The 17,959-nt window shown below is 59.5% G+C and carries 21 protein-coding genes and 1 tRNA gene; 18 read left to right on the top strand and 4 right to left on the bottom strand.

The features are described 5' to 3' along the window. Positions 1–8: 8 nt before the first annotated feature. Entirely contained in the window at positions 9–428 is a 420-nt protein-coding gene (locus tag SIC17_RS00755; RefSeq protein ID WP_291895525.1) for a MucR family transcriptional regulator, read from the bottom strand. Positions 429–709: 281 nt separating this feature from the next. Between SIC17_RS00755 and glyA the strand changes: the two genes are divergently transcribed. The 10 genes from glyA to SIC17_RS00705 all read left to right on the top strand — a co-directional run bounded on the left by glyA (position 710) and on the right by SIC17_RS00705 (position 9,493). Then, the gene (glyA, locus tag SIC17_RS00750) at positions 710–2,002 is read left to right on the top strand and encodes a serine hydroxymethyltransferase (RefSeq protein ID WP_412546941.1); all 1,293 of its coding nucleotides are present in this window, start codon (positions 710–712) and stop codon (positions 2,000–2,002) included. Positions 2,003–2,011: 9 nt separating this feature from the next. Continuing rightward, entirely contained in the window at positions 2,012–2,497 is a 486-nt protein-coding gene (gene nrdR, locus SIC17_RS00745) for a transcriptional regulator NrdR (RefSeq protein ID WP_412546088.1), read from the top strand. After that, the gene (locus tag SIC17_RS00740; RefSeq protein ID WP_412546087.1) at positions 2,494–3,069 is read left to right on the top strand and encodes a RibD family protein; all 576 of its coding nucleotides are present in this window, start codon (positions 2,494–2,496) and stop codon (positions 3,067–3,069) included. Before nrdR ends, SIC17_RS00740 begins: the two co-directional genes overlap by 4 nt. Further along, positions 3,069–3,680: a riboflavin synthase gene (locus SIC17_RS00735; RefSeq protein ID WP_412546086.1), complete on the top strand. Its 612-nt coding sequence runs from the start codon at positions 3,069–3,071 to the stop codon at positions 3,678–3,680. The genes SIC17_RS00740 and SIC17_RS00735 overlap by 1 nt, the downstream gene beginning before the upstream one ends. Further along, positions 3,677–4,792, top strand: a complete 1,116-nt coding sequence (ribB, locus tag SIC17_RS00730) for a 3,4-dihydroxy-2-butanone-4-phosphate synthase (protein WP_291895517.1) — start codon at positions 3,677–3,679, stop codon at positions 4,790–4,792. The genes SIC17_RS00735 and ribB overlap by 4 nt, the downstream gene beginning before the upstream one ends. A 1-nt stretch (position 4,793) precedes the next feature. After that, positions 4,794–5,231 carry a 6,7-dimethyl-8-ribityllumazine synthase gene (gene ribH / locus SIC17_RS00725; RefSeq protein WP_412546085.1) on the top strand — a complete coding sequence of 146 codons (438 nt, stop codon included), beginning with the start codon at positions 4,794–4,796 and terminating at the stop codon, positions 5,229–5,231. A gap of 1 nt (position 5,232) precedes the next feature. Further along, positions 5,233–5,709: a transcription antitermination factor NusB gene (gene nusB, locus SIC17_RS00720; RefSeq protein WP_291895513.1), complete on the top strand. Its 477-nt coding sequence runs from the start codon at positions 5,233–5,235 to the stop codon at positions 5,707–5,709. Positions 5,710–5,712: 3 nt separating this feature from the next. Beyond that, positions 5,713–6,681: a thiamine-phosphate kinase gene (thiL, locus tag SIC17_RS00715; RefSeq protein ID WP_291895512.1), complete on the top strand. Its 969-nt coding sequence runs from the start codon at positions 5,713–5,715 to the stop codon at positions 6,679–6,681. Between the two features lie 41 nt (positions 6,682–6,722). Beyond that, a complete protein-coding gene (locus SIC17_RS00710) occupies positions 6,723–7,220 on the top strand; it encodes a hypothetical protein (protein WP_412546084.1) in 498 nt (165 codons plus the stop codon). A gap of 185 nt (positions 7,221–7,405) precedes the next feature. After that, positions 7,406–9,493 (top strand): sodium-translocating pyrophosphatase, encoded by a 2,088-nt coding sequence (locus SIC17_RS00705; RefSeq protein WP_291895509.1) that lies wholly within the window; start codon positions 7,406–7,408, stop codon positions 9,491–9,493. A 53-nt stretch (positions 9,494–9,546) separates the two neighbouring features. On the opposite strand, the gene SIC17_RS00700 is transcribed toward SIC17_RS00705, so the two are convergent. Further along, entirely contained in the window at positions 9,547–9,993 is a 447-nt protein-coding gene (locus SIC17_RS00700) for a hypothetical protein (protein ID WP_412546083.1), read from the bottom strand. Between the two features lie 102 nt (positions 9,994–10,095). On the opposite strand from SIC17_RS00700, the gene SIC17_RS00695 reads away from it, so the two are divergent. Then, positions 10,096–11,121 carry a serine hydrolase domain-containing protein gene (locus tag SIC17_RS00695; protein ID WP_412546082.1) on the top strand — a complete coding sequence of 342 codons (1,026 nt, stop codon included), beginning with the start codon at positions 10,096–10,098 and terminating at the stop codon, positions 11,119–11,121. Between the two features lie 98 nt (positions 11,122–11,219). Here SIC17_RS00695 and SIC17_RS00690 read toward each other — a convergent pair whose 3' ends face one another. Then, entirely contained in the window at positions 11,220–11,714 is a 495-nt protein-coding gene (locus SIC17_RS00690; RefSeq protein ID WP_291895505.1) for an outer membrane protein assembly factor BamE, read from the bottom strand. A 100-nt stretch (positions 11,715–11,814) separates the two neighbouring features. On the opposite strand from SIC17_RS00690, the gene SIC17_RS00685 reads away from it, so the two are divergent. The 6 genes from SIC17_RS00685 (at position 11,815) to SIC17_RS00660 (ending at position 15,525) form a co-directional block, all read left to right on the top strand. Then, on the top strand, positions 11,815–12,351 hold the full coding sequence (locus tag SIC17_RS00685) for a ubiquinol-cytochrome C chaperone family protein (RefSeq protein WP_412546081.1): 537 nt from the start codon (positions 11,815–11,817) through the stop codon (positions 12,349–12,351). A 92-nt stretch (positions 12,352–12,443) separates the two neighbouring features. Further along, positions 12,444–13,496 carry a phosphate acyltransferase PlsX gene (gene plsX / locus SIC17_RS00680; protein WP_412546080.1) on the top strand — a complete coding sequence of 351 codons (1,053 nt, stop codon included), beginning with the start codon at positions 12,444–12,446 and terminating at the stop codon, positions 13,494–13,496. After that, positions 13,496–14,470, top strand: coding sequence for a beta-ketoacyl-ACP synthase III (locus SIC17_RS00675; RefSeq protein WP_412546079.1), 975 nt, complete (start codon positions 13,496–13,498; stop codon positions 14,468–14,470). Before plsX ends, SIC17_RS00675 begins: the two co-directional genes overlap by 1 nt. A gap of 99 nt (positions 14,471–14,569) precedes the next feature. Beyond that, positions 14,570–14,875 carry an integration host factor subunit alpha gene (locus SIC17_RS00670; RefSeq protein ID WP_291895498.1) on the top strand — a complete coding sequence of 102 codons (306 nt, stop codon included), beginning with the start codon at positions 14,570–14,572 and terminating at the stop codon, positions 14,873–14,875. A gap of 47 nt (positions 14,876–14,922) precedes the next feature. After that, positions 14,923–15,363 (top strand): MerR family transcriptional regulator, encoded by a 441-nt coding sequence (locus SIC17_RS00665; RefSeq protein WP_412546940.1) that lies wholly within the window; start codon positions 14,923–14,925, stop codon positions 15,361–15,363. Positions 15,364–15,447: 84 nt separating this feature from the next. Continuing rightward, positions 15,448–15,525 (top strand) — tRNA-Pro (locus SIC17_RS00660). A gap of 12 nt (positions 15,526–15,537) precedes the next feature. On the opposite strand, the gene SIC17_RS00655 is transcribed toward SIC17_RS00660, so the two are convergent. Continuing rightward, positions 15,538–16,776 (bottom strand): NAD(P)/FAD-dependent oxidoreductase, encoded by a 1,239-nt coding sequence (locus SIC17_RS00655; RefSeq protein WP_412546078.1) that lies wholly within the window; start codon positions 16,774–16,776, stop codon positions 15,538–15,540. 142 nt (positions 16,777–16,918) lie between these two features. Here SIC17_RS00655 and SIC17_RS00650 point away from each other — a divergent pair, with 142 nt between their 5' ends. Further along, positions 16,919–17,959 carry a COX15/CtaA family protein gene (locus SIC17_RS00650; protein WP_291895492.1) on the top strand — a complete coding sequence of 347 codons (1,041 nt, stop codon included), beginning with the start codon at positions 16,919–16,921 and terminating at the stop codon, positions 17,957–17,959.

The raw sequence follows: 17,959 nt of genomic DNA, 5'->3' as shown, positions 1-17,959 counted from the left end.
GCTGGGTCTTACGCCTTGGCGCCCCGGCCCAGGCCAATATCCTTGGCAAACTGCGAACGCTTGCGTGAATAGGCGGGCGCGACCATCGGATAATCCGAGGGCAGATTCCATTTCTGGCGGTATTCGTCCGGGGACATGTTGTATTGGGAGCGAAGATAGCGCTTGAGCATTTTCAGCTTCTTGCCGTCTTCAAGACAAACGATGTGATCGTCCGCGATTGATTTGGAAACTGGTACAGCCGGCTTTACTTTTTGCTCAATTTTTTCCTCGATCGAGGAAACACTTGTCATTGTGGCGTGCACAGACTTGATCAGGTCTGGCACACTTTCGGCCGGCATTGAGTTGTGTGACAGATATGACGAGACGATTTCAGTCGTCATGCGAAGCAGTTCTTCTCTGTCGATATCAGGCAGAGCGTTGTCAGTCATATCCGATCCCTTTTTGCTTTTTTTGGATGAGGGCAGCGTAAAGTGAACGCTGTTCGTATTGGAGGGATATGGTTAGTTGAATCACAATTCAAGTCTTCAGAAGTGCATTTCGGTATTCGTTACGTGCAGTGTGAGTAATATAAATATTCCGTAATATTGCAGGGCGTTCACGAGGCGAGATGCGGTCTTGCAAAAAGGAAGCTTGAAGGCCCGTGAGCACCATCCTATCAAAGCGGCATAACGAGTAAGGACCCGCCATGACTGACACTCTCACTGACACGATGGATACGGCTTCCACAGAAGCGTTTTTCTCTCAGCCGGTCGTCGAATCCGATCGCGAAGTTGCCGGAGCCATTCACGCCGAGATTCTGCGCCAGCAGAATCAGATCGAGCTGATCGCTTCAGAGAATATCGTGTCGCGCGCTGTGCTTGAGGCGCAGGGCTCTCCGCTGACGAATAAATACGCGGAAGGTTATCCGGGGCGCCGCTATTATGGCGGGTGCGAGCATGTTGATGTCGTTGAACAACTGGCCATCGATCGGGCCAAGGAATTGTTTGGCGCTGCCTATGCCAATGTCCAGCCGAGTTCTGGCAGCCAGGCCAATCAGGGTGTCTTCCTGGCCTTGCTCAAGCCGGGTGACAAAATCCTGGGCATGTCGCTGGATGCCGGTGGTCACCTGACACACGGCGCGCGCCCGAACATGTCGGGCAAATGGTTCGAGGCGCATGCCTATGGCGTCGACAAGGACACGGCCCTGATCGACTATGACGCGCTGCGCAAGCAGGCGCACGAGGTCAAGCCGGCCCTGATCGTTGCAGGTGGTTCCGCCTATCCGCGCGAGATCGATTTTGCCGAATGCCGAAAGATTGCTGACGAGGTTGGCGCCTATCTTCTGATCGACATGGCGCACGTGGCCGGTCTGGTCGCCGGCGGGGTCTATCCCAGCCCGGTGCCGCACGCGCACGTCTGCACGACGACCACTCACAAGACCTTGCGCGGTCCGCGTGGCGGCATGATCATCTCCAACGACCTGGATCTCGGAAAGAAATTCAACTCTGCAATCTTCCCGGGCCTGCAAGGTGGCCCGCTGATGCATGTCATCGCCGGCAAGGCCGTTGCCTTCGGCGAAGCGCTGCGACCGGAGTTCAAGGCCTATGCGAAACAGGTCGTCGCCAACTGCAAGGCTATGTCCGATGCTGTGCTGACTGGCGGTTATGACATTGTGTCTGGTGGCACCGACAGCCATCTCGCGCTCATCGACCTGCGTCCGAAAGGTCTCAAGGGCAATATCGCCGAGGAAGCGCTCGAGCGGGCCTATATCACCTGTAACAAGAATGGTGTCCCGTTTGATCCGGAAAAGCCGACGGTCACGTCCGGTCTGCGTGTCGGCTCTCCGGCGGGTACGACGCGGGGCTTCGGTGAGGCCGAGTTCAAGCGCATTGGCGAGCTAATGGTTGAGGTTCTCGACGCACTCGTTGAGAGCCCGGAAGGCAATGCCGAGGTCGAGGCCCGGGTGCGTGAGGAAGTGAAGGCGCTGACAGCACGCTTCCCAATCTATCCGAAACTGGCCTAAGGTAACTGAATGCGCTGTCCTTTTTGCGGTCATCCAGACACCCAGGTCAAAGACTCCCGCCCGGCGGAAGATGGCAATGCCATTCGCCGCCGGCGGCAATGCCCGTCCTGTGCGGCCCGTTTCACCACGTTTGAACGGGTGCAGTTGCGCGAACTGACGGTCTCGAAAAAGTCTGGTCGCCGGGTCCCGTTTGATCGCGAAAAGCTCAGCCGTTCCATCCAGCTCGCGGCGCAAAAGCGCAATATCGAGGCGGATCGTATCGAACAGATGATCTCCGGTATTGTGCGCCAGCTGGAAAGCTCCGGCGAAACGGACATCACTTCGGACCGTGTAGGCGAGCTGGTGATGGAGGCGCTGAAAAGCGTCGATAGCGTTGCCTATGTGCGTTACGCCTCGGTCTACAAGGACTTCCACCGCGTTGAGGACTTCCGCGAATTCATCAAGGATGAACACCTCGGCGGCGGCAAGAATGCGCAAGGCGACAAGAAAAAATGAGCCCATCCGCCCAGCCGCGGGTCACGCTCAAATTAGCCACCTCGCTTGATGGCAAGATTGCGCTGTCCAACGGACAATCCAAATGGATCACCGGCCCGGAAAGCCGCGCTGAAGTGCATCGCATGCGCGCGGCGCATGATGTGATCCTGACCGGTGTCGGCACTATCCTGGCAGATGACCCGGAGTTCACGGCGCGTACCGATCCCATGCCGGAGAAACAGCCGGATCTGCTCGTGCTGGACCGCCAGGGCCGGATGAATATGGGCGCGAAAGTCTTCGCGCGTGGTGACCGGCAGGTCATCCTACGCGCTTCTGGTGATATCGCTGCTGCGATCGACGGATATGAGCGCGTGATGATAGAGGCGGGCGGTCAAATCGCCGCATCAGCGATCAAGGCGGATCTCGTTGATCGCATTGAGTGGTTTCGAGCCCCGAAGATTTTGGGGGGCGAGGGATTGTCCGTGTGTGCAGAACTCGGCCTTGAGAGTCTCGATCTTGCCCCCATCTTCAAGCGCATATCCGTCACCGAACGCGGTGATGATCTGCAGGAAACTTACGAACGGGTTCGCTGATGTTCACAGGCATTATCACGGCCAAGGGGCGAATTCGCTCGATATCCGGGACCGACGTGGTCCGGTTTGAAGTGGAGGCACCCTATGATGCCGACACGATCGATATGGGTGCATCCATCGCCCATGCCGGCGCCTGCCTGACCGTGGTCGAGAAAGAAAACACCGCGGATGGGTGCTGGTATGCCGTCGAGGTGTCGCCGGAAACCCTGCGTCTGACCACGCTGGGTGATCTCGGCGAAGGCCGCTCCGTCAATCTGGAACGCGCCCTGGCCATGGGCGAGGAGCTTGGCGGACATCTGGTTACCGGCCATGTGGATGGCGTCGGTGAGGTCGTGGATCGCCGGAATGAGGGCGACTGGATCGTCTTCACAATCCGGCCACCGGCGGAGCTCAACAAGTACATCGCCAAGAAGGGTTCTGTCACGGTCGATGGCGTGTCGCTGACGGTCAATGATGTCACCCGCGAGACCTTCGATCTGATGATTATTCCCCACACCGCAGAGGTGACGACGCTGGGCCAACTGCAAAAAGCCGCACGCGTAAACCTTGAGGTCGATCTCATGGCGCGCTACGCCGCGCGCCTGAACGAATTTTCGGAGGATCAGGCGTGAGCGATATCCCTCTCTCCCCGATCGAGGACATTATCGAGGACGCCCGCAATGGGCGTATGTTTATCCTGGTCGATGCCGAGGACCGCGAAAACGAGGGTGACCTGGTCATCCCCGCCAAGTTCGCAACGCCCGACGCGGTCAATTTCATGGCCAAACACGGTCGCGGCCTGATTTGCCTCGCGATGAGCCAGGAACGTATCGAACAGCTCGATCTGAAGCTGATGTCCTCGGAGAACCGTTCGCGCCACCAGACGGCTTTCACCGTGTCCATCGAAGCGCGTGACGGCGTCACGACCGGAATTTCCGCGCATGATCGCGCGCGGACGATTGAAGTCGCTACCGACCCATCTAAGGGCGCTGATGACATCGCAACACCGGGACACGTTTTTCCACTGGTCGCCCGCGATGGTGGTGTCCTGATCCGGGCTGGGCATACCGAGGCGTCTGTTGATGTCGCTCGGCTGGCCGGTGCCGGTTCCTCTGGCGTGATCTGCGAGATCATGAATGAAGACGGCACCATGGCGCGTCTGCCCGATCTCATCGCCTTTGCTCAGCTGCACGGGCTGAAAATCGGCACGATCGAGGACCTGATCGCCTATCGCCGCCGCAATGACCGTTTCATCGAGCGCCGGCTGGAGAGCGAGTTCACCAGCCAGTGGGGCGGGCCGTTCAAGCTGGTCGTATTCCGCAATACGATTGATGGCGCGGAACATGTCGCGCTGGTCAAGGGCAAGCCGTCCTCCCACGAGCCGACCCTGGTCCGCATGCACAAGGTCTCCTTCGTGGACGATGTCCTGCGTGAGGCGGGGGGGCGTGGTGGCCTTGCAGAAGCGGGTATCAAGGCGCTGGCCGAGAATGATGGTCCCGGCGTGATGGTATTCATCCGCGAAACCAGCCACACGGCGATTGTCGAGCGCCTGGGCGCCCATCCCGCTCTCCCGCAGGATGAGCGCGAGGCCCGTCGCCTGCGCGAATACGGCATCGGCGCGCAAATTCTGCTCGACCTCGGTGTGCAGGAAATGGACCTGCTGACTACCAAGCCGCAGACCATTGTCGGTCTGGAAGGGTACGGCCTGAGCGTTCGCAAGGAACGCCTGTTTTCTGGAGACTGACATGAGCGGCTATCGCATTCTCATCATCGCCGGCGCCTTTTACCGCGAGATCGCTGACCCGATGATCAAGGGCGCATCCGAGACGCTGGCCACGGCGGGCTGCTCGTTTGACGTCGTCGAGGTTCCCGGTGCGCTGGAAATCCCCGGTGCTATCACCCAAGCCGAGCTGACCGATGCCGGTTATGACGGCTATATCGCGCTGGGCTGTGTCATTCGCGGCGAGACGACGCATTATGACTATGTTTGTGGCGAGTCTGCGCGCGGCCTGATGGATCTGTCGCTGGAAGGTGTGCCGGTCGGCAATGGCATACTGACGGTGGAAAACCGGGCGCAGGCCATGGTAAGGGCGGTCGACAAGAACAAGGGCGCTGACGCGGCCGAAGCCTGCCTGTCCATCCTGCAGCTTCGTGACCGTTTCCGCGGCGAAGCGGAAGATTGAGATGACTGAAAAAGAAAACCCGTCCGAACGCCGTGCGCGTCTGCGTCGCATGGCCCGGCTGTCCGCTGTGCAAGCGCTTTACCAGATGGAAATTGCCTCACGCGGCGCCAAGGACGTGATTCGGGAGTTTCGCGATCACCGTTTCGGTGCGGCGCATGAAGGTCCGGAATATGTCGAGGCGGACGAGGATTTCTTCGATGATCTTGTCAGCGGCGTGGTCAGCAACCAGGCGACAGTTGACCCGGCGATTGATGAAGTCCTGGCCGATGGCTGGCGTATGGAGCGTCTGGACGCGACCGTTCGGGCCATTCTGCGCTCCGGCGGTTTCGAGCTGTTCAAGCGCGACGATGTTCCCGCAAAGGTCGTGATCGATGAATATGTCGAGATCGCCAACGCGTTCTTCGAGGGCTCCGAACCGAAATTCGTCAATGCCGCGCTGGACAAGTGCGGCCGCAAGGCGCGCGCTTCGGAATTCTAGGTGATGAGCGGCTCGAACGAGTTCGACTTTATCGAGACCTTCCTGAAACCCATGACACTGGGTCATCCCGCAGCGCTCGGCCTGCTGGATGACGCCGCCTTGCTGACCCCGCAGGCTGGCCACGAAATCGTGCTGGCGAGCGACATGTTGGTGGAAGGTCGCCATTTTCCGGTTGATGCAAGCGCCGACGTTATCGCGGCGCGGGCCCTGCACAGCAATCTCTCCGATCTTGCCGCCATGGGCGCCTTTCCCCTGGCTTTCATGAGTTCTGTGGCTTTCCCGGAAAGCTGGGAGGCTTCTCGCCGGGAGGCGCTTGCCAAGGCGTTCGCGGCCCTGTCACAGCCGCTGGAACTTCCGTTGATTGGTGGAGACACCACATCAGGAGGCGAGCAGCTGGTTATCTCCCTGACGCTGATCGGGGAAGTGCCGAGCGGGCAGGGGCTTGTGCGCTCTGGCGCGCGTGAAGGTGATGATGTCTGGGTGTCTGGAACGATCGGCGATGCCGGGCTCGGCCTCAAAATGGCGTTGAACACGCTGGACAAGCAGGCCGACCTGCTGGCCCGGTATGAACATCCCGAGGCGCGTCTGGAACTTGGCCTGGAGCTGCGGGGGCTGGCGTCAGCCTGTGTCGACATCTCGGATGGCTTGATTGCCGACGCGGTTCATTTGGCAAAAGCCTCCGGTGTCGGGCTGGAAATCGAAAGCGCCATGATCCCGCTGTCAGATCCCGCACTGTTGTGGCTGGAAAACGAGGGGCAGCCAGGTCTCATCAAGCTGGCGAGTGCCGGCGATGACTACGAGCTCTTGTTCACAGCACCATCCTCACGCTCCGGCGACATCCTGGCGCTGCAGGAGGAAACCGGGCTTTCCCTGAACTGGATTGGACGGGTTATTGCGGGTGAAGGTTGCCAGCTTCTGGATGATGCAGGCGTGGCTCTGGATGTGGCTGCAGGCGGTTTTACGCATTTTTGACGCCTCTCACTTACGCTTTCGGCTGGATGGTGAGGTGTGTGATGCGTTTTCTGATTTCGCTCCTGATGTCGGTTCTTCTAAGCTCGACGGCGCTGGCCGCGGCCTCTGCGCCGCCGTCGAGCGATGACGAGGGCAGTTCCGGCGGTTCCGGAAATCGTTTCCTCATGCTGTTTTCCAGCGGCAATGAGAATGAAGACGAATATGTGGAGGAAGAGGATGATCCTCGTTCCTTCACCATGCCGGCCGTGGTCGCTCCGCTGGCGGAGAATGGCCGTCTCACCGGTTTCGCCTATGTGCTGGTTCGCATGCGTGTGGCCCAGGGGCATGACGTCTGGCGCATGCAGGAAAACACCCATTATGCTCTTGATTTGATGACACGAACCGCGTTCCGTGAAGATCTGAGTACTGAAGATGGGCAGGCCCTGAACCGCGAAGCAGCCGTGGCCGCCTGGTCGCAGGCACTTGGCGAGTATTACGGCGCAGGCGCAATCGAAACGCTCGAGATTCGGAGTTTCGACGTCCGTCTTTTCGCCCGATAGCGTCTGTTTTCCTTTTTTCTTGGATATTTAGCGGGTCAAGCGCGTCGGCGTATTGCACCCCCTAGGGGCATTGGGCATAGTCCATTCGTCTAGGGGGAGTTTTTTACGGTCGGCGCGATTCCCGCGTTTGACTTCCCCGTTGAAAATAAAGGCCGATGTGAGGAAAAATAACGGGGCTCTACGCCATGAACATGCTTATGCTGGCCATTGCCGCAGCTGTTCTCGCCATCATCTATGGGGTTGTGCAAACACAACGCCTGATGAGCGCGAGTGCAGGCTCGGAGAAGATGCAGGAAATTGCATCGGCCATCCAAGAAGGCGCTAACGCTTATCTCAAGCGCCAATACACCACCATCGCCATCGTCGGTGTCGTCGTATGTATCCTGATTGCCGTCACTCTGGGCTGGCAAGTCGCACTCGGTTTTGCCATCGGTGCAGTCCTGTCCGGCGCGGCCGGATTCATAGGCATGCTGGTTTCGGTCCGCGCCAATGTGCGCACGACCCAAGCCGCTAGCACCGGCCTGGCTGCAGGCCTGGCTGTCGCTTTCCGCTCTGGTGCGATCACCGGCATGCTGGTGGCTGGCTTGGCGCTGCTGGGTGTGGCCGGATATTTCTGGCTGCTGACCGGCGCGATGGGCTTTGAGGCGGGAGACCGTACGGTCATCGACGCTCTGGTCGCCCTGGGCTTTGGCGCCTCCCTGATCTCCATCTTCGCCCGTCTGGGGGGCGGCATCTTCACCAAAGGTGCTGATGTGGGTGGCGACATGGTCGGCAAGATCGAAGCCGGTATCCCGGAGGATGATCCGCGCAACGCTGCAACCATCGCTGACAATGTCGGCGATAATGTCGGCGACTGTGCCGGCATGGCTGCTGATCTGTTCGAGACCTATGCCGTGACGGTTGTTGCGACGATGGTTCTCGCGGCGATCTTCTTTGCGGATGGTCTCGGCGCAACGATGATGATCTATCCGCTGGCAATCGCTGCGGTGTGTATCGTCACCTCCATCATCGGTACCTTCTTCGTCAGCCTGGGCGGCGGTACCAATGTGATGGGCGCGCTCTACAAGGGCCTCATCGCTGCGGGTGTGCTGTCCATTGGTGGTCTGTGGGTGGTCAACACCTATGCCCTGCCGAATGGCATGGGCGAGATCGGCGAAGTTGCCGGCACCATGATTACCGGCATGAACCTGTTCTGGTGCGGCCTGATCGGTCTCGTCGTTACGGCGGCGATCATCTGGGTCACGGAATACTATACCGGCACGGAATTCCGTCCGGTGAAGTCGGTGGCTGAAGCCTCCGAGTCCGGCCATGGTACCAACGTCATCCAGGGTCTTGCTGTTTCCCTGGAAGCGACTGCTCTGCCGGCGATCATCATCATTCTCGGTATTCTATCGACCTTCATGCTTGCAGGCCTGTTCGGTATCGCCATTGCGGTGACCACCATGCTGGCCCTGGCGGGTCTGATCGTCGCGCTCGACGCCTTCGGTCCGGTCACCGACAATGCCGGTGGTATCGCCGAGATGGCGGGCCTCGATGAAAGCGTTCGTGACACGACGGATACGCTGGACGCTGTTGGTAACACGACAAAAGCGGTCACCAAGGGTTATGCGATCGGCTCCGCCGGTCTGGGTGCCCTGGTCCTTTTCGCGGCTTATACAACCGACATCGAGCACCTGCTTCACATGGAGCTGGAATTCTCGCTGAAGGATCCGTACGTGATCGTCGGCCTGCTCTTTGGTGGTCTTCTGCCTTACCTGTTCGGTGGCATGTCGATGATGGCTGTCGGTCGTGCCGCGACCTCGGTCGTTGCCGAAGTACGCCGACAGTTCAAGGAGATCCCGGGCATCATGGAGTTCAAGGCGAAGCCGGATTACGGCCGCGCCGTGGACATCCTCACCAAGGCTGCGATCCGCGAGATGATCGTGCCGTCGCTTCTGCCGGTTCTGTCACCGATCGTGCTTTACTTCGCCATCAACGCGATTGCCGGCCAGGCTGCTGCCCTGACGGCCGTCGGTGCGATGCTGCTGGGTGTGATCGTCAATGGTCTCTTCGTGGCCGTTTCCATGACCGTCGGTGGCGGTGCATGGGACAACGCCAAGAAGTATATCGAGGACGGCAATCATGGTGGCAAGGGTTCCGAAGCTCACAAAGCTTCGGTAACCGGCGACACCGTTGGTGACCCGTACAAGGACACGGCCGGTCCGGCTGTGAACCCGATGATCAAGATCACGAATATCGTGGCTCTGCTGCTGCTCGCCTTCCTGGCTGGCTAAGCGGTCCAGATCGATCGAACTGGAGAGCCCCGGTCAGCTGGCCGGGGCTTTTCTCATGCGCGCTGTTCTCTGCGGTAGGCCAGGTGAAAAAGAAGCGCTGACCCCGTCCAGATCCCCGCAAAGAAAGTGGTGACCAGGAAAACATCGCTGAACAGGTCCGGCGTTGCCAGGATGAAGCCCAGCGCGCCGAGCGTCATCTGTGTTCCGGCGACCGCAAGCATGGTCGTCCGCATCCCGCTGGCCCGGAAACGGGACAGCGCGGATCCGATGGCTCCCGCTGCAAGCACCAGCGTCATGGCCTGATTGATCGGATGCTCGCCGGAACCGATCAGGCCGACGGCCAGCTGCATCCAGACCAGGACAAGCGCACCCAGAGCGGCGAGGGTGCCGGCCAGGATATGCCAGTGTGATCGTGCATTGCGGGTGATCAGCCAGGTCACCAGCGCGCAGCTGGCAAACAGGGCCGTTGCGATCACATAATCCGTCGTGTCCCAGTTCATAAGCATGTCCCTTGATAGCCCCTGGCCAGATGCAGGTCCGGGAACCAAATCTTTGCGTTTCCCGATCCAAACTGGGCGAATTCTACGCGTGGGGATTGGTAAATGAAAACTCTGGCCACTTCATGGTTCAAGGTGGTGGTGATGGCGTGTTTGTTCGCCAGCCTGTGCGGTCAGGTCTTGGCCCAGCCCGGCTCGCAGGAGCTATCCGCAGACCAGCGAACACGCCTTGATGACATACTGATCGACAGTCAGGCGCTTTACGGGACGATTGGGTATTCGGTTGTGTTGCTGGCCGGTGCCGAGGTGATTTATGAAAACCATGGTGGTGTCGTTGATCAGGTGAGCGGCGCAGCGCCGGATGGAAGTTCGGTCTATCCGGTCTATTCTGCCTCCAAACTCCTGTTCAATGTGGCCCTTCTCCAGGCCGTCGAGCGCCAGGAAATTGCCCTGGATGCCACTTTAGGCACGCTGGTGACTGATCTTCCCGAGAGCTGGCAACAGGTGTCGCTGGCAACTGCGATCTCGCATGCGTCGGGCTTCCCGGAGTATTTCTCACGCCCCTTCGAGCTCACGGCCCGGTCTGCGCTGGAACGGGTGTTCGACGAGCCATTTCTATTCGAACGAGGAACGGGGTCTCGCTATACGCAGACCAACTACGCCCTTGGGCGCCTGGCCCTCGAGCGCGCGTCAGGGCAGCCTTATGAAACCCTGCTGGCACAGGGCCAGGCCGCAGTTGCCGACATGTCGGATCTGGAGTTTTCCCGAGAGGGCGCACACATCGATAATGCTGTGACCAGCTACCAGTCGGAGGCAGAAGGTGGAGGCTCGAGGGGTATGCTCTACTGGATGCCGTATCATTTCTCCGGAACCGGTCTCAATCTGAGCCTCGACGACTTTACGCTATGGGCGCAGGCGCTGGTGCGGGGTCGGTTCGTGCCGCGAGAAACCCTGCTGGAGCATTGGCAGGGCTTTGCACTGCCGGACGGTGGCCTGTCGCGCTTTTCTCATGGCTGGGAATTTGAGCAGCATGGTGAATTTACCGGCGTCGGCCACGGCGGAGGCGGTCGGGTCGTATTCCGGCACTATTTCGATGCGGACGCACCGGACACTTCAGTCACGGTGGTCTAACTCGACAATGGTGGCACACGCTATTTCTCACAGAGCCGTCTGGCGCTGCGTCTGGCAAGCGTCGTCATGCCTGAATTGTCAGAGGGCGCGGAGTAGACCTACTGGTCGCGACGCGGGCCACCGGCACCGCCTGGCAGATTCTGCTCGCCACCAAACTGCTCGTTGGGAAGCGTGCCGACATTACCCAGCAGCTGTTCCAGGATGGAGAGCTCACGACCGCGGGTCGGCGTTTCCGTGGAGGAGTAGGCCACGACGCGACCATCATCCAGACCGTATTCGTTCACTTCGGAGACAACGCCAGTGTCGTCGAAGGTGATGGCGATGATGCGACGGTCACGGGTGGAGGGACGCAGATAGGCCAGCGACTCACGTGTTGCCGAGATGTAGTACCAGGTGTTCGTTTCGAACGTGCCGCGTGTGGACGGGTTTCCGAAGCGCTGCAACACAGTCTGTTGCGTGTCCTCGGCAACGGTCACTTCCGGTTCCACGTTGATACCATAGCGATGCCCGTGCGAACGAAGCGTGGGATTACACGCTGCGACGCCAAGCGTGCAGGCAATAATAACGGCAGAAATACGGACGCTGCGTTGCATGAATTCACTCCTCCGGGGGCGGCCCGGCCTGTACTTGCCGTATTGACCTACCCTCGCGGGAGCTTAGCCTCAAGTGCAAAGATTGAGGAGCGCCGATTACATGTTGTTCGGATTGTTCAAGCCGCGACCGGAAAAACTGCTGGCGAGAGAGTTGTACGAGCATCTGCTTGCTGCATCCAGACAGCCTGCCCTGTATGGCGAAGACTGCGTTCCCGACACGCTCGAGGGTCGCTTCGAGATGGTGGTGTTACATACCACCCTGGTGATCCGTGTGTTTCAGGCGAGTGCTGAACAGGCGCACCGCGATATCTCCCAGGTTCTATTTGACACCATGTTCGATGATTTTGACGCGGCCATGCGCGAGATGGGGGTAGGCGATTCCGGAGTGGGCAAGAAAATCCGCTTCATGGCCGAGGGCTTTTATGGACGTGCCAGCGTTTATGACGAGGCGCTGAAAGTTGACGACCCGGGCGTGTTGGAGCTCGCGATTGCCCGCAATATTTTTGCGTCGGAAGAGACAAATTCAGCGTCGCGTAAACTCTCGGACTACGTGCGGGCGAGTGCGGAAAAGCTTGATGCGCAAGGGGCGTTGACGCTTGCGGAAGGCGCCGCTCCGGATTTCATCACGCTCGGCTGACCGTTTTCCCGCCTTGCATCTGTCCGGAGGTCCGATAAGTTCCGCTGGATTTTGGCGGTTCAAGCCGTCGCAAGGGGACGCGACCTTCCTGCATGACTGGCATTCCTACGATTTCGGTAGACGCGATGGGGGGCGATCTTGGCCCGCGCGCGGTCGTTGAGGGTATCGTGCAAGCGCTTAAACGCTGGCCGGACCGACAGACGAAATATCTCCTTCATGGCGACCAGGCTGAGCTGCAACCGCTGCTGGATGAATATCCGGCGGTCGCAGCTGTCTGCGAGCTACGCCATTCCGATAGCCAGGTCCAGATGACGGACAAGCCCAGCGAGGCGGTGCGTCGTGCGCGCGGCTCCTCCATGTGGAATGCGATCCAGTGCGTGAAATCGGGTGAGGCGGATGCGATCGTGTCTTCCGGCAATACCGGTGCGCTGATGGCGATTTCCAAGGTCATCCTGCGTATGAAAAAGGGTGTACACCGTCCGGCGATTTCTGCGAACTGGCCGACGCCGAAGGGGCATACTGTCGTTCTTGATGTCGGTGCCAATGTTCAGTGCGGTGCAACCCAGCTGGTCGAGTTCGCCATCATGGGCGAAGCGTTCCATCGCGCCGTTTTTGGTGAGAGCAAGCCCAAGGTCGGCCTGCTCAATGTCGGTCAGGAAGAGCTCAAGGGTAATGATATCGTGCGCGAGGCTGACGGCCTTATTCGCAATTCCGGACTGGACCTCGACTACCAGGGCTTCATCGAGGGCAATGATATCAGCGCCGGTAATATCGACGTGGTCGTGACTGATGGTTTCACCGGCAATATCGCGCTCAAGACCGCTGAAGGTACGGCGCGACTGGTTGCCGGATGGGTGCGTGAAGCGCTGACGAGCTCACTGCTGGCCAAACTCGCCGCCGGCCTGTTGTCTCTGGGCGCGCTTGACCGTCTGCGGCAGCGTATGGATCCGCGTTACATCAATGGCGGTGTCCTGCTGGGCCTCAAGGGTATTGTGGTCAAGAGCCATGGCGGTGCTGATGGTGAAGGTTTCGCTTCCGCGCTCGGCCTGGGTTACGCCATGGCACAGAGTAATTTCATGCCGGAATTACGGCGCATGCTCGACAAGTTCATGGACTTCGACGAGCAGGAAAAAATGGCTGAGTAATGACTGAGCGTATTTCGCGGATTGCCGGCGTCGGGTCCTATCTGCCCGCACGCATCCTGACCAATGCGGAAATGTCCTCGATGGTTGATACCAGCGATGAGTGGATCCGCGAGCGCACGGGTATTCGACAGCGGCATATTGCGGGCGAAGGCGAGACCACGTCTGACCTGGCTGAGGCGGCTTCACGCAAGGCGCTGGAACATGCCGGGCTGGATGTCGCTGACATCGACCTCATTGTGATGGCGACCACAACGCCTGACTTCACCTTTCCCTCCACTGCGACCGTGTTACAGGCGCGACTGGGCATCACCCAGGGCGCAGCGTTTGACGTCCAGGCGGTGTGTACCGGCTTCGTCTATGCGATGTCGATCGCAGATAATTTCATCGCCCGCGGCCAGGCGAACAAGGCGCTGGTAGTGGGTGCCGAGACAATGTCGCGCATCGTGGACTGGACCGATCGTACGACGTGCGTCCTGTTTGGCGATGGTGCCGGCGCTGTTGTGTTGAGCGGTGAAGAGAAAACCGGTGCGGATGATGCCGGTGTCATGGCGAGCTATCTGCGCTCGGACGGGCGTTACAAGGACCTGCTCCATGTGGATGGTGGTCCGTCCGCAACTCAGTCTGTCGGTCATCTGCGCATGGTCGGCAACCAGGTTTTCCGCCATGCCGTGACCAATATCGCCGAATCCATGACCACGATTGCCGGGCGAGCGGGGGTTGATATTGCGGATGTTGACTGGTTCGTGCCGCACCAGGCCAATCAGCGAATCCTGGAAGGGGTGGCGCGCAAACTGTCCATTCCGACCGAGAAGGTTATCTCCACGGTCGCCGATCACGGCAACACGTCTGCAGCTTCGGTTCCGCTGGCGTTGGACCGGGCGATTCAGGATGGCAGGATCAAGCGCGGCGACCTCCTGTTGATGGAAGCTCTGGGCGGAGGTTTCACCTGGGGCGCGGCTCTCGCGCGTTACTAAAACGCGAAATTGCCGATTTTCTTGACTTTTTTCTTGGTCGGAGCGTTGACGCGCCCCCATTTTGGGGCTTAGCCTGTACTCATCTGTCTGGGGATTGCTATGTCGGATAAAACTCTTACGCGTGCAGATCTGGCCGAGGCGGTATACCGAGAAGTCGGTCTTTCCCGCCAGGAATCTGCGGATCTTGTTCAGGCTGTATTGGGTATGGTGTCCGATACGCTTGCGAACGGCGAATCTGTTAAACTGTCGTCGTTCGGATCCTTTCTCCTGCGCGACAAACGTGGTCGTGTCGGGCGCAATCCCAAGACAGGGGTAGAAGTTCCGATTGAAGCTCGTCGCGTGCTGGTTTTCAAACCATCGCACGTTCTGAAGGAGCGCGTCGATTCGGCTCTGTCCAAGGACTAGACCTTGTAAACGGGGTCGAAGGCTGACGCGATAAACGCATGTCGGTCTTGGACAAATCACCGGACGCCTTTCGCACCATCAGCGAAGCCGCTGAGGAGCTTGACGTTCCGGCTCATGTATTACGCTTCTGGGAGAGTAAATTTGCCCAGATCAGTCCGCTGAAACGTGCGGGCGGGCGGCGGTTCTACCGACCGCAAGACCTCGCTTTGCTGCGCGGAATCAAGCATCTGCTCTATTCAGAAGGCTTTACCATCAAGGGCGCCAAGAAGTTCATCAAGGACAATGGCGTCGCCTCAATCGTCGAGCTGGGCAATAACCCGAACAGAAACATCGCCAGGGCAGTTGACAGTGCAGATGTGGAGGCCAGACCTGAACCCGTCCGCAAGGCGGCGCCGGGTGGTCGATCCAACCGTGAGATCAAGGATGTGATCCAGGAATTGGAAGGCGCGCGGGCGAAGTTGAAGTCGGCGCTCAATCCAAAGATCTGAATCTCGCTGAATGGGGTGTTGCTCCGTTTTCGGCCTGTGCCTATAACGGCGTCCCCGTCGTGGCGACCTGCCATGAAAACAAGTCGGAGCGTGGCGCAGCCCGGTTAGCGCACTCGCCTGGGGGGCGAGGGGTCGCGAGTTCGAATCTCGCCGCTCCGACCATTTTTCCCATCGCTATTGAGCGGCCTTCATGATGTCCTTCATCATGATTTCCGGATTGGCCAGGTCTGCCTGATCGGGCCTTGCGTTCTTCATGATCATCATTTTGGACGCCATGAAGCTCTGGGGATCATTGACGCAGTCTGCGGCGACTAGGACGCCGTCGCGCAAATGGAAGATCGCTATCTGGTCGGGGCTGGCCCCCTTGCGCACGATCTGTGTATCTGCACCCTGGAGCAGCCCAGCGGTCTGCAGTTTCAGGTCAAACTGGTCGGACCAGAACCAGGGTACTTCGCGCTTCGGTAGCGGAGTTCCACAGATCGCTGCTGCAACCAGCTTTCCCTGTTCCAGCGCGTTGGGCACGGATTCCAGGCGCATACGGGTCCCGGAAAGCCAGTTGTGCTGATTGCAGCAATCACCGATCGCATAAATGTCGCGAACCGAGCTCTGACACGTTTCATCGACCAGGATTCCGTTGTCACATTCAACACCAATGGCACTGGCCAGTTCGATATTGGGCAGAACGCCGATGCCGACGAGGGCGCTGTCGCACTCGATACGGCTGCCGTCGGCCAGCTCGACACTGGTAATTCGTCCGTTCTCGCCGGTCAGCTTGCTGACCTGGCTGGCTAGGCGGACATCGACGCCACGACTTTGGTGGGCGTTTAGATAGAAGGCTGAAAGTTCTTCCGGCGCTACCCGGGCCAGAAGGCGCGGCATGGCCTCCACCACGACGGTTTCGGCGCCAAGTTTTTTGGCGACCGAAGCGGCCTCCAACCCGATATAGCCGCCGCCAATGATGGCGATCCGTCGCCCGGGCCCTACGTCGGCCTTGAGTTTATCGACATCGGCTATATTGCGCAGATAGCGTACACCCTCCAGCTCTGCACCCGCGACGGGAAGTTCGCGCACGCGCGAACCGGTCGCGAAGACGAGGTGGTCATAGCGATGGCTGCTGCCATCCTCGAAGGCGACGATCTGTTCCTCTCGATTGACGGCCGTGGCGCGCAGGCCGGTACGCATCTCGACCTTTTGTTCGGCCCAGGCTTCCGGTGTCTGCACCCAGAGACGGTCTTCACCGATCTCACCGGACAGATAGGCCTTGGACAGGGGCGGGCGTTGGTAGGGCGGATGTGGTTCTTCACCGACAATGAGGATTTTGCCGTCAAATCCGTTGCGGCGCAGACTCAAGGCGCACTGACCACCCGCCTGGCCGGCGCCGATGATAACAACCGTCTGATCCGTGAAGCTCATTTTCGTCCTCATCGCTTTTCGGCATCATGGCGCGAGTAAAGTTTAAGGGCGAGCCCCAATTCAGCCTGCGACATGATTTCACCGTCCTGGGTGCTTGCGCTCGCGCCCGGATGCGATAGCTACGGTGCCAACAGGAGTTGTCATGAGCTATCGTTCCCATACCCCTCCCATGGTCGCGACTTGGTTGTTTATTGTCGCGCTGATGATCTGCGCGATGATCATTGTTGGCGGTGCTACACGCCTGACCGATAGTGGTCTGTCGATCACAGAGTGGAAACCGATCACCGGTGCCATTCCCCCGCTTTCGACTGCGGACTGGGAAGAGGCTCTGCAGCTCTATCGCTCAACCACCGAATACCAGGAAGTCAACCGCGGGATGAGCATGGAGGAATTCCAGTTCATTTTCTGGTGGGAGTGGGGGCATCGCCAGCTGGGTCGACTGATTGGCCTGGCTTTCGCGGTGCCGCTGCTTGTCTTCTGGCTGCGAGGAGATCTGACAGCGCGCCTCAAGCCGCGTCTGTTGGTGCTGCTCGTGCTGGGTGGTCTGCAGGGCGCCATTGGCTGGTGGATGGTGGCGTCAGGCCTTGTTGATCGGCTGGATGTCAGCCAGTACCGCCTGGCCACCCATCTCGGCATGGCCTTTGTCCTGCTGGGCGCAACCGTCTGGTGCGCCCTGGAAGCGCGATACGGCGCACCGCCAGTCCGGGCGGGCACTCACACGCGCTGGTTCCTCTTTTTCTGGGGTCTGGTCTTCGTTCAGATCATGGCCGGTGCTTTCGTGGCCGGGATTGATGCCGGCGTTGTGCACAACACCTGGCCGCTGATGAGCGGGCAACTGGTTCCCTCCGATTATCTGCAGGATGCTTTCAGCGCCCAGAACCTGCCTTTCTTCCAGGCGATTTTTGAAAGTCGGGCAGCCGTTCAGCTGCAGCATCGCTGGCTGGCCTATCTTGTGGTGATCCTGACGGGCGTAACGACCTGGCTGATTTTCCGTGAGCCGCGCGTATCGCTGAAGCCCTTCATGGTGATCCTGCCGGCGCTGGTCCTGGCCCAGGTGGCGCTGGGTATCGCGACGCTGCTGGCGGTGGCACCACTGTCGCTGAGCCTGCTGCACCAGGGCGGTGCCATCATTCTCTTTATCGCCTGCGGGGCGGCCGCCTGGACCGCCCGCAGATCGATTTGA

This window comes from Maricaulis sp. MIT060901 (genome assembly GCF_047123815.1).
Taxonomy (GTDB): Bacteria; Pseudomonadota; Alphaproteobacteria; order Caulobacterales; family Maricaulaceae; genus Maricaulis.
Note: the sequence above shows the minus strand (reverse complement) of the source record. Positions and strands in the feature narration are given on the sequence as shown.

Coding starts and splice junctions, on each gene's coding strand:
- SIC17_RS00755 (WP_291895525.1), bottom strand. CDS start 428: ATGACTGACAACGCTCTGCCTGATATCGACAGAGAAGAACTGCTTCGC.
- glyA (WP_412546941.1), top strand. CDS start 710: ATGGATACGGCTTCCACAGAAGCGTTTTTCTCTCAGCCGGTCGTCGAA.
- nrdR (WP_412546088.1), top strand. CDS start 2,012: ATGCGCTGTCCTTTTTGCGGTCATCCAGACACCCAGGTCAAAGACTCC.
- SIC17_RS00740 (WP_412546087.1), top strand. CDS start 2,494: ATGAGCCCATCCGCCCAGCCGCGGGTCACGCTCAAATTAGCCACCTCG.
- SIC17_RS00735 (WP_412546086.1), top strand. CDS start 3,069: ATGTTCACAGGCATTATCACGGCCAAGGGGCGAATTCGCTCGATATCC.
- ribH (WP_412546085.1), top strand. CDS start 4,794: ATGAGCGGCTATCGCATTCTCATCATCGCCGGCGCCTTTTACCGCGAG.
- nusB (WP_291895513.1), top strand. CDS start 5,233: ATGACTGAAAAAGAAAACCCGTCCGAACGCCGTGCGCGTCTGCGTCGC.
- thiL (WP_291895512.1), top strand. CDS start 5,713: ATGAGCGGCTCGAACGAGTTCGACTTTATCGAGACCTTCCTGAAACCC.
- SIC17_RS00710 (WP_412546084.1), top strand. CDS start 6,723: ATGCGTTTTCTGATTTCGCTCCTGATGTCGGTTCTTCTAAGCTCGACG.
- SIC17_RS00705 (WP_291895509.1), top strand. CDS start 7,406: ATGAACATGCTTATGCTGGCCATTGCCGCAGCTGTTCTCGCCATCATC.
- SIC17_RS00700 (WP_412546083.1), bottom strand. CDS start 9,993: ATGAACTGGGACACGACGGATTATGTGATCGCAACGGCCCTGTTTGCC.
- SIC17_RS00695 (WP_412546082.1), top strand. CDS start 10,096: ATGAAAACTCTGGCCACTTCATGGTTCAAGGTGGTGGTGATGGCGTGT.
- SIC17_RS00690 (WP_291895505.1), bottom strand. CDS start 11,714: ATGCAACGCAGCGTCCGTATTTCTGCCGTTATTATTGCCTGCACGCTT.
- SIC17_RS00685 (WP_412546081.1), top strand. CDS start 11,815: ATGTTGTTCGGATTGTTCAAGCCGCGACCGGAAAAACTGCTGGCGAGA.
- plsX (WP_412546080.1), top strand. CDS start 12,444: ATGACTGGCATTCCTACGATTTCGGTAGACGCGATGGGGGGCGATCTT.
- SIC17_RS00675 (WP_412546079.1), top strand. CDS start 13,496: ATGACTGAGCGTATTTCGCGGATTGCCGGCGTCGGGTCCTATCTGCCC.
- SIC17_RS00670 (WP_291895498.1), top strand. CDS start 14,570: ATGTCGGATAAAACTCTTACGCGTGCAGATCTGGCCGAGGCGGTATAC.
- SIC17_RS00655 (WP_412546078.1), bottom strand. CDS start 16,776: ATGAGCTTCACGGATCAGACGGTTGTTATCATCGGCGCCGGCCAGGCG.
- SIC17_RS00650 (WP_291895492.1), top strand. CDS start 16,919: ATGAGCTATCGTTCCCATACCCCTCCCATGGTCGCGACTTGGTTGTTT.